The sequence below is a fragment of the Mesorhizobium sp. WSM4817 genome (genome assembly GCF_055811135.1).
This window is the reverse complement of sequence record NZ_JBVVQQ010000121.1, coordinates 1-616: the sequence shown is the minus strand read 5'-3', so window position 1 is coordinate 616 and position 616 is coordinate 1. Positions and strand designations below refer to the sequence as shown.

The following is a 616-nucleotide window of genomic DNA, read 5'->3' as shown; positions in this document are numbered from 1 at the left end:
GTGCCCGAGCGCATCAGCTCCAGAAACTCCTCGCGGTAGCGGTCGACGCAGAACGAATCCGACAATGTCATCGACACTTCGCGCCCGGCTGCGTGAGCGAGCTTCGCCGTCTGCCGGAACGCTTCCTTGGCGCGCGGCGGGTCCCACAGATAGCCCTCGAAATAGGTAACGGCGGCGCCCGACGCCTTGTCCGCCTCGACATCCTCCGGACCGAGCTCGACGCAAGCGCCGAGATAGGTGTTCATCGAGCGCTCGCCGTCCGGCGTGACGAAGATCATCGAGCGCGCCGTCGGCGGTTCGCCATTGAGCGGCCTGGTGTCGAAGGCCACGCCCTGGGCGTGCATGTCATGGGCGTAGATTTCGCCGAGCGTGTCATTCGAGACCTTGCCGAAGAACGCGGCGCGGCCGCCGAAGCTGGCGACGCCCGCCGCCGTGTTGCCGGCGCTGCCGCCGGAGGCTTCGATAGCCGGGCCCATGCGGCTGTAGAGCAGCTCGGCGCGCCTCGTGTCGATCAGGTTCATCGCGCCCTTGATGATGCCGTTCGTCTCAAGGAATGCCTCGTCGCACTGGGCGATGATGTCGACAATGGCATTACCGATACAAAGCACGTCATAGT

General features: G+C 65.3%; 1 protein-coding gene. It reads right to left on the bottom strand.

Going from position 1 to position 616, the window contains the following annotated elements; all coding sequences use genetic code 11:
- Positions 1-616, bottom strand: a 616-nt coding sequence (locus tag AC0L2K_RS34995) for an adenosine kinase (RefSeq protein ID WP_473533660.1), incomplete at both ends; no start/stop codon positions are given.